Consider the following 7,582-nt stretch of genomic DNA (forward strand, 5'->3'; position numbering starts at 1 on the left):
TTGGTCGTAACGTGTTTGTTAGTGACTTATCGGTAAGCGTAGACTCGCTGGGCTCACTATCAGATGGCACTCACGCTATTGGTAAAGCGCAAGCCGCTGTCGCGAATACATTTGAAGTTCGCCATTCCTATTTCGTCACGAACGGCTCTTCGACATCAAACAAAATCATTTTGCAGACGCTGTTGCGCGAAGGCGACAAAGTAATTGCCGACAGAAACTGCCACAAGTCAGTGCACTACGGCATTATTCAGGCGCGAGCCATGCCGGTGTATTTAGACAGTGTATTTAACCCTGAATACGGTATTTTCTCACCGCCTAGAATAGCGCAAATTAAGCAGCTTATTGAAGAAAATACTGACGCTAAACTTATCGTTTTGACGGGCTGTACCTACGACGGGTTATTGACTGACCTTAAGCAAGTCGTAAATTTAGCCCACGAGCATGGCATTAAAGTGTTCATTGACGAAGCATGGTTTGCGTATTCCTTGTTCCATCCTGCATTGCGTGACTACTCGGCTATCGCCGCTGGGGCAGACTATATTACTCACTCTGCGCACAAAGTGGTGTCGGCGTTCTCGCAAGCATCCTTTATTCATGTAAACGATCCAGATTTCGATAAAGACTTTTTTAAAGAAGTGTTTGCAATTCACACCAGTACCTCGCCCAAGTATCAACTGATTGCCTCGCTTGATGTATGTCGTCAGCAGCTGGAAATGGAAGGCTACAAAATCCTTAATGAGCTATTAAGCAATGTTGCCGAACTCAAATCGCAAATGGCCAAGTTCAAGCGACTTAAAATACTTTCGCCTAGTGACTTTGCAAATATGTTTTCTCACTTTGAAAGCGATAACATTGGGCACGACCCGCTTAAAATCTTAATTGACGTATCTGCGCTAGATTACTCTAATCAAGAAATACATCGTTTCTTGATGGACGAAGTCGGTTTAGAAATAGAGAAGTTCACTCATAGCACTATTCTAGTACTGCTTACGCTAGGTGGAATGCGCTCTAAAATTGTAAGGCTATACAACGCGTTAAAACGTCTTGATGATGGCGCCGTTAACCTAAGCAAGCGCAAGAGCAAGAGTCCGTTACCGGCAGACATTCCGCCAATTCATTTAGATGACCTTCCGTCAAAAGCGTTTTTCAGCCCTAGGGAAGCCATTCCATGGCAAAACAGCGTTGGACGCACTGCAGCAGGTTTAATTACACCATATCCGCCTGGTATTCCGCTTATTGTTCCTGGACAGAAAGTGGAACAAGCGCACATTGACTACCTTCAGGCACTGGCAAGCCAGAAGCTTACCGTCCAAGGTATTTACGACGGTGAAATTTATGTTGTCGCTTACCAACAGTAGGAAAAAAAGCGAACCAAACCAGTTTGGACGATGCTTTAGCTCTTAAGTGTTTTAAAACCCGTCCATCGAACAGTTTCTATTTGTTATTCCATTTTTTACCCTGTTTTTGGCTTCGAATGGAAGCCTAATAAAACAAGGAAATGTAAATGAAAGAGTTAAATACAAGTGAAATTGAAATGGTGTCCGGCGGCTTTGATGGTTGGGAGCAGCTAGGCGTTGGTATTGCTATGATTGGTTTGGGTATTGCCATTGTTGGCACAGCAGGGTTAGCAACAGTGCCCATTGCTCTTGCGGGCGCTGCAACGCTTGGTGAAATCGGAGTTGGTGTCGTTGGTATTGGTTTAGCAGGCGCAGGTGGATTTGCCGCTGGCACGTCATTAGCGTCAACGAGTGATGATACTCAAGAAGCAACAACATTAGACGAGTAATTCAATGTTTAAAGTACAAATTCAAGGTGGCGATATCACCTCAGTTGCATCGTTAAGAGTATTGCGTACTTTGTGGCCCCTTTCACTAAAAGCGGTAGAAGAGTTGGCTACAGCGTTGAAAAAGCAAAACGAGTTTGTGCTGGTGGAAGGTGTGACGGAAATATTTGCAACAGAACTTGCTCACGAGTTTAAAAGTGCAAATGTTGTATGTCAGATTTTACCAAGTGAAAAAGAAGAGGCCTGCTTATGTATTCCAATTGGTGAGCCACGCAAACGTTGGAACGCTTTAGGTGTCTTGGTATCTCGGTAATTAAAAAGGCGTTTACAAGTATATTTGAAACGCCTTTTTGATACTCTCCTTTATCCCGTATTTCTCCACTACAATCTTTTTCTCTCATTATTTGTTTCACTATTAAGCGTTGCCGCTTTGCGTTTTGGGTTTCATACCTTACACTTGCGCCGAAAGTTATAAAAAGGGCAGTGCAAATGAAACTAAGTGACGTGAAAAAGCTTCATCAAAAGAAATTTAGAACGCAGTTCGGATTCTATTTGGTGGAAGGAGAGCACTTAGTTTTAGAGTTAATTAATGTTGCTCAGCATGACAGCAGTACATTAGGTGATATAACCCTTTATGTGACAGCTAATTATGAGGCGTGGCTGAAAGAAAAACTTGATTCTTCAGTCTCTAATATGAAGGTGGAAACGGTATCGTCTCAACAAATGCAGCAACTCAGCGATACTAAGTCACCTCAAGGTATTATTGCTCGCGTTCCACTTCCTAACTCCGCGTTATATTCAGAGCGGTCACAAACCAGCATTTCAGCAAACAAATCCAGTGCCGAAAAGTACATTTATTTGTATGAAGTTCAAGACCCTGGCAACTTAGGCACCATACTAAGAACGCTAGCGTGGTTTGGGGATTTTACATTATTACTAAGCCCAAATAGCGTAGATCCATACAACTCGAAAGTTGTACGCTCAAGTATGGGGGCTATTTTCCATGTAAACATGGAATTAAACGTGGCGCTTGAAAGCCTAGGCGAGCGGTTCGAACGTTTCGCTTTCTTGGATATGAATGGTAGTAATATCACCTCTAACACCTTTGGTGATTATCAGTGTTATCTGTTTGGTAACGAAGCCCGTGGCGTGCCTGTTGACGCACTATCAAAGCTAAACGCAACGGCGTATACCATTGCGGGAAGCGGTAAGATTGACTCGTTAAACTTAGCCAGCGCTGTGAATATCTGCGCTTATGAATTAACCCGTTAAGCACACTCCCCTCAACTCGATTACGATAGGAAACAACCATGGCATTACAATGGTTCCCAGGGCATATGCACAAGGCCCTGAAAGAAATTAAAGAGTCGCTTAATCAAGTAGACATTCTTATTGAGGTGCTTGACGCACGTATTCCATATTCAAGTGAAAACCCTGAAATTGCAAAAATACGCGGCGATAAACCCTGTATTAAAATTCTTAATAAGTATGATTTGGCAGACCCAGAAATTACTGCGCGCTGGCAGGAGAGCTTAGAGAAAGAGCGCGGCGTGAAGACGATCACGACCTCTAGCGATAACCCGGGCAACAGCAAGCAAATTATGCAGCTGGTTAAAAGCATTTGTTCGTATAAAGAAGGTCAGCCAAAAGCAATTAAAGCTATGATCACAGGTATACCTAACGTGGGTAAATCGACGCTAATTAATATTCTAGCCGACCGAATCATTGCTAAAACAGGCAACGAGCCCGCTGTAACGAAAAGCCAGCAGCGCATAAATTTAGGCAGCGGTATTATCTTGTTTGATACACCGGGAGTACTGTGGCCTAAGCTTGAAAACCCACATTCAATTTATCGGTTAGCTTCATCGGGCGCTGTTAAAAATACTGCCATGGAATACGACGATGTCGGTTTTTTTGCGGCAGATTACCTCATTAAAGCGTATCCAGAGGTAATGAAGGAGCGCTACAAGCTGGACGAGTTGCCAGATACTGAAATAGAGTTTCTGGAAGCCGCCGCCAAAACGCGTGGGGCAATTCAAGCGGGTGGTCGTGTAAACCTTCATAAAATATGCGAGATCCTGCTTAAAGAACTGCAGTCGGGTAAGTTAGGGCGAATAACCCTTGAGACACCAGAAATGCTGGAAGTCGAAAAAGAAGAAATGGCACTTGAGGCGGCGAAGAAAGCTGAAGCGAAAGCCAAGCGTAAAGCAAAATTCAAAACAGGCTCGTTAACGCCGGATAAGAAAGATCGGAAAGAAAAACGAGAAGAGAAGCGTCAAGAACAAAGCCGTAGGATGAAGAAAAATAAGCGCTAACCAAAAAATAGGCTTAATCGATTAAGAAATAGGTTGCAAAAATTCGCTATCACTTGATACTAACATTAGGTTAACAACTTTTGTTGGATATTTGATGCGCGTATTTTTGCTCCTTCTATTGGCCGTCTCCTTGCCTTCAATAGCTAATGAGTTGTCGGTTCTCTCCCCAGATAAAAAAGTAAAGTTATCGTTCACAGATGATGGCGAATTAGCGCAATATCGGGTGTCATTTAATGGAGAACCCGTTTTAGGGCTCGGTAAGCTTGGTTTTACTTTTGCAAAAGCCGCCCCTTTATATCGCGACTTTAAAGTAGAAGAGATAAGCAGGAATACGGTGGATCAAACATGGCAGCAGCCGTGGGGAGAGCAGCGAAACATTCGCGACAACCACAATGAGCTTTTGGTCAAGTTCTATAACCCTAGCGATAAAGACCGCACTTTTCTTGTGAGAGCCAGAGTTTTTAACGATGGTATCGGCTTTCGCTACGAGCTACCTGCAAGCGGTAATCGCATAATTACTAGAGAGCTGACTGAATTTAACTTAGTCGATTCTCATCAAGCAAAAGCGTTTTGGATCCCTGCCCATGGTCGAGATAGATATGAATATGTTTATCAATCCACTAATCTGCAAGACGTTCACACCGCTCACACGCCATTCACGGTGAAGTATGAAAACGGCACTCATGTCGCTATTCATGAAGCTGCCCTTGTTGATTACGCGGGTATGAGCCTTAAAAGACAAGAGTTAGGGCGTTTTACAGCGTCGCTGGCACCTCGTCACGACGGGAGTTTGGTGCATAAAACTGGCAGTTTTGTTACTCCATGGCGCACTATTACGTTAGGAAATGACGCAACGGATTTGGTTAATTCATACCTTGTTTTGAATCTTAATGAGCCAAATAAACTCGGTGACGTGAGCTGGGTTGAACCAGGAAAATACATAGGTATTTGGTGGGGAATGCACATTGATGAGTATACGTGGGGCTCTGGAGACAAGCATGGTGCTACTACTCAGCGCACAAAGCAATACATGGACTTCGCCGCTAAACACGGTTTTGATGGTGTATTGGTTGAAGGTTGGAATAAAGGTTGGGATGGTGATTGGATAGCGAATTCAGAGTTATTTTCTTTCACAGAAAGTTATCCAGACTTTGATATTGAAGCGGTGACCAGCTACGGCGAGAAAGTTGGCGTGAAGTTAATAGGACACCATGAAACATCAGGAGGAATAACCAACTACGAAGCGCAGATGGAAGACGGTTTTGCCCTGTACAACAAGCTGGGGGGCTTTCAAATTAAAACGGGCTATGTTGCCCATGGCCAAAATCTCAAAGTGCGCGACGACAACAACGTACTGCGCTATGAATATACCGACAGCCAGGACGTGGTAAATCATTTCATTAAAAACGTCACAACCGCTGCGAAATATCAGTTGTCCATCAACACTCATGAATCGGTAAAAGATACCGGCCTTCGCCGTACTTATCCGAACTGGATATCGCGAGAAAGCGCTCGTGGTCAGGAATACAACTCAGGGTGGGCGGCACCTAATCCGCCTAACCATATTCCCATGTTGGCGTTTACTCGCATGCTCGCTGGTCCGATGGATTTCACACCTGGCATTTTCAATTTTGACTACATAAGAAAAAATGACGGCGGAATAGAGTGGGGCAAAGGAGAGGTTATGCGCCCTCAAACAACGCTTGCCAAGCAACTGGCCCAATATGTAGTGCTGTACAGCCCTATCCAAATGGCAGCAGACTTACCTCGTAATTATGAGAATAATTTACCGGCGTTTCAGTTTATCAAAGACGTCCCTACAGATTGGTCTCATAGTAGAGCGCTTCAAGGAGAAGTGGGCGAATATATTGTAATGGCGCGTAAAGCGAGCAAGCACACATCCTACTCTGAAAACGATTGGTTTGTTGGTGCGATTACGAATGAAGAAGCCAGAGAGTTATCACTACCGCTAACCTTTCTAGAGGAAGGTCAGCAGTATGAAGCGCAGTTCTATCTGGATGGAGAGAAAGCGCATTGGAAAACAAACCCCTACGCAATGAACATCGAGAAAAAGGTAGTGACGTCTGCTGATGTCTTGTCATTAAAGCTTGCGCCATCGGGGGGAGGAGCGATACGCTTTAAATTACTATCGCAATAATAGACAGGGTGTGATGTTGGATAAGATTCAGTATTTTGATAAAGCGTTGTTTGAAACGCTTAAACAGTCGGCTGAGGAAAGTCCTCGCCGACGGGCTAATTTGAACGTACATAAATCTTATACCGACATGGTACAGCGTTTGTTTATTGCAATGATGCCTGACTCCTACGTGCGGCCTCATCGACATGTACAGTCTCATAAGTGGGAGTTCTTCATGGTGGTAGAGGGCGAGTTAGACATTCTATTTTTCAGCGACGATGGCGACGTTGAAAACAGAGTGACGCTAACGGCTCGTGGAGAGACCAGCGGAATTGAGATTCCTCCTAATACCTGGCACGCAACGGTGTGTCATAGCCCAGTAGTTTTCATGGAAGTTAAACAGGGTCCTTACGAAGTCACCGATGATAAAGGCTTTGCAAGCTGGTCTCCTGAAGAAGGAAGCGACCAGGTCCCCAATTTTCTAGCATCACTTAAGCAAGCGGCGGTGGGTGATAACGTACGTTTTTTAAAGCCTCTACTTGCCTAATAAAGCGCTTATAGCCGGCTTTCGGCACTTTCCTTTTTGGAAAGTCATTGCTATTGCTTATCTACATGGTATGGTTAAGGATAAGTAACAGAAGGCCGCTGCTATATATTTAAAAAGCACCGAGGCCAATACATTTAGCTTAGTCGCGGCAAAGGGCCGATTGTACAAGCGCATTGTGAAAAGAGAATTATCATGCAAAACGTTTCAACTGGTTATTTTTATAATTTTAATTACTGATTGCACCTGACCGTCGGTGTTCAGGGGCAAGTATTGGTTTCTGGGCACTGCAGGTAGAACGTTTTGCAAAAGCCCAGAAGGTATCACCATCTGGGCTTTTTTAATGCCCGTAATTCTCGGTAAAAGACAATGAAAGAAATCACACTAGGTGACATTAGAAAGCAGCACAGAGTTAAACAGGAAGTAGTAGCAATGGCGTTATCGGTCACAGCTTCTGGCGTAAGTAAGTTGGAATCAAAACGTATTCAGGACGTTTCACTTCAACGTGCAGCGGCTTATTTAGCAGCGGTTGGTGGTAACATGAAGATTGAAGTGACTATGCCCGATGGCGCTACTTTGCAAGTAGGGTAGTGAAATTGTAGCTAAGACATATTTGGTGTTCTTCAAAAGTGTGTATTCACTAGGTAGTGTTTACCAATAATAGGGCTTTGTTAAAGAAAGCTGGCTCTGTTTGTCTAGTGCACGCATCGAATAGGCATATTTTTACGACTATTCGCTTTAACTAAAATACTCCTGGGTTAAAATAAAGCTAAACCGATTACAAGGAGTCTTACATGGCCGTT

The 7,582-nt window shown here is 43.9% G+C and carries 8 protein-coding genes; all 8 read left to right on the forward strand.

Translation table 11 applies throughout. The features are described from left to right. A partial coding sequence (locus QVA83_RS18920) for an aminotransferase class I/II-fold pyridoxal phosphate-dependent enzyme (RefSeq protein ID WP_287498807.1) occupies window positions 1-1,358 on the forward strand: 1,358 nt, incomplete at its 5' end. Between the two features lie 146 nt (window positions 1,359-1,504). Then, window positions 1,505-1,786, forward strand: a complete 282-nt coding sequence (locus QVA83_RS18925) for a hypothetical protein (RefSeq protein WP_014950274.1) — start codon at window positions 1,505-1,507, stop codon at window positions 1,784-1,786. A 4-nt stretch (window positions 1,787-1,790) separates the two neighbouring features. Beyond that, on the forward strand, window positions 1,791-2,096 hold the full coding sequence (locus tag QVA83_RS18930; RefSeq protein WP_014977116.1) for a hypothetical protein: 306 nt from the start codon (window positions 1,791-1,793) through the stop codon (window positions 2,094-2,096). A 176-nt stretch (window positions 2,097-2,272) separates the two neighbouring features. Then, window positions 2,273-3,055, forward strand: coding sequence for a TrmH family RNA methyltransferase (locus QVA83_RS18935; RefSeq protein WP_049587156.1), 783 nt, complete (start codon window positions 2,273-2,275; stop codon window positions 3,053-3,055). A gap of 38 nt (window positions 3,056-3,093) precedes the next feature. Further along, a complete protein-coding gene (gene ylqF / locus QVA83_RS18940; protein WP_014977114.1) occupies window positions 3,094-4,098 on the forward strand; it encodes a ribosome biogenesis GTPase YlqF in 1,005 nt (334 codons plus the stop codon). Window positions 4,099-4,192: 94 nt separating this feature from the next. Continuing rightward, window positions 4,193-6,256 carry a glycoside hydrolase family 97 protein gene (locus tag QVA83_RS18945; protein WP_287498808.1) on the forward strand — a complete coding sequence of 688 codons (2,064 nt, stop codon included), beginning with the start codon at window positions 4,193-4,195 and terminating at the stop codon, window positions 6,254-6,256. A 13-nt stretch (window positions 6,257-6,269) separates the two neighbouring features. Then, window positions 6,270-6,782: a WbuC family cupin fold metalloprotein gene (locus QVA83_RS18950; protein WP_287498809.1), complete on the forward strand. Its 513-nt coding sequence runs from the start codon at window positions 6,270-6,272 to the stop codon at window positions 6,780-6,782. Between the two features lie 366 nt (window positions 6,783-7,148). Continuing rightward, entirely contained in the window at window positions 7,149-7,370 is a 222-nt protein-coding gene (locus tag QVA83_RS18955; RefSeq protein WP_014950268.1) for a helix-turn-helix domain-containing protein, read from the forward strand. Window positions 7,371-7,582 lie beyond the last annotated feature (212 nt).

Source organism: Alteromonas sp. AO-Serp, from assembly GCF_017849675.1.
GTDB lineage: Bacteria > Pseudomonadota > Gammaproteobacteria > Enterobacterales > Alteromonadaceae > Alteromonas > Alteromonas macleodii.

Bases quoted from the DNA above. Each gene is read 5' to 3' on its own strand.
- QVA83_RS18945 (WP_287498808.1), top strand. From the start codon at position 4,193: ATGCGCGTATTTTTGCTCCTTCTATTGGCCGTCTCCTTGCCTTCAATA.
- QVA83_RS18930 (WP_014977116.1), top strand. From the start codon at position 1,791: ATGTTTAAAGTACAAATTCAAGGTGGCGATATCACCTCAGTTGCATCG.
- QVA83_RS18955 (WP_014950268.1), top strand. From the start codon at position 7,149: ATGAAAGAAATCACACTAGGTGACATTAGAAAGCAGCACAGAGTTAAA.
- ylqF (WP_014977114.1), top strand. From the start codon at position 3,094: ATGGCATTACAATGGTTCCCAGGGCATATGCACAAGGCCCTGAAAGAA.
- QVA83_RS18925 (WP_014950274.1), top strand. From the start codon at position 1,505: ATGAAAGAGTTAAATACAAGTGAAATTGAAATGGTGTCCGGCGGCTTT.
- QVA83_RS18950 (WP_287498809.1), top strand. From the start codon at position 6,270: ATGTTGGATAAGATTCAGTATTTTGATAAAGCGTTGTTTGAAACGCTT.
- QVA83_RS18935 (WP_049587156.1), top strand. From the start codon at position 2,273: ATGAAACTAAGTGACGTGAAAAAGCTTCATCAAAAGAAATTTAGAACG.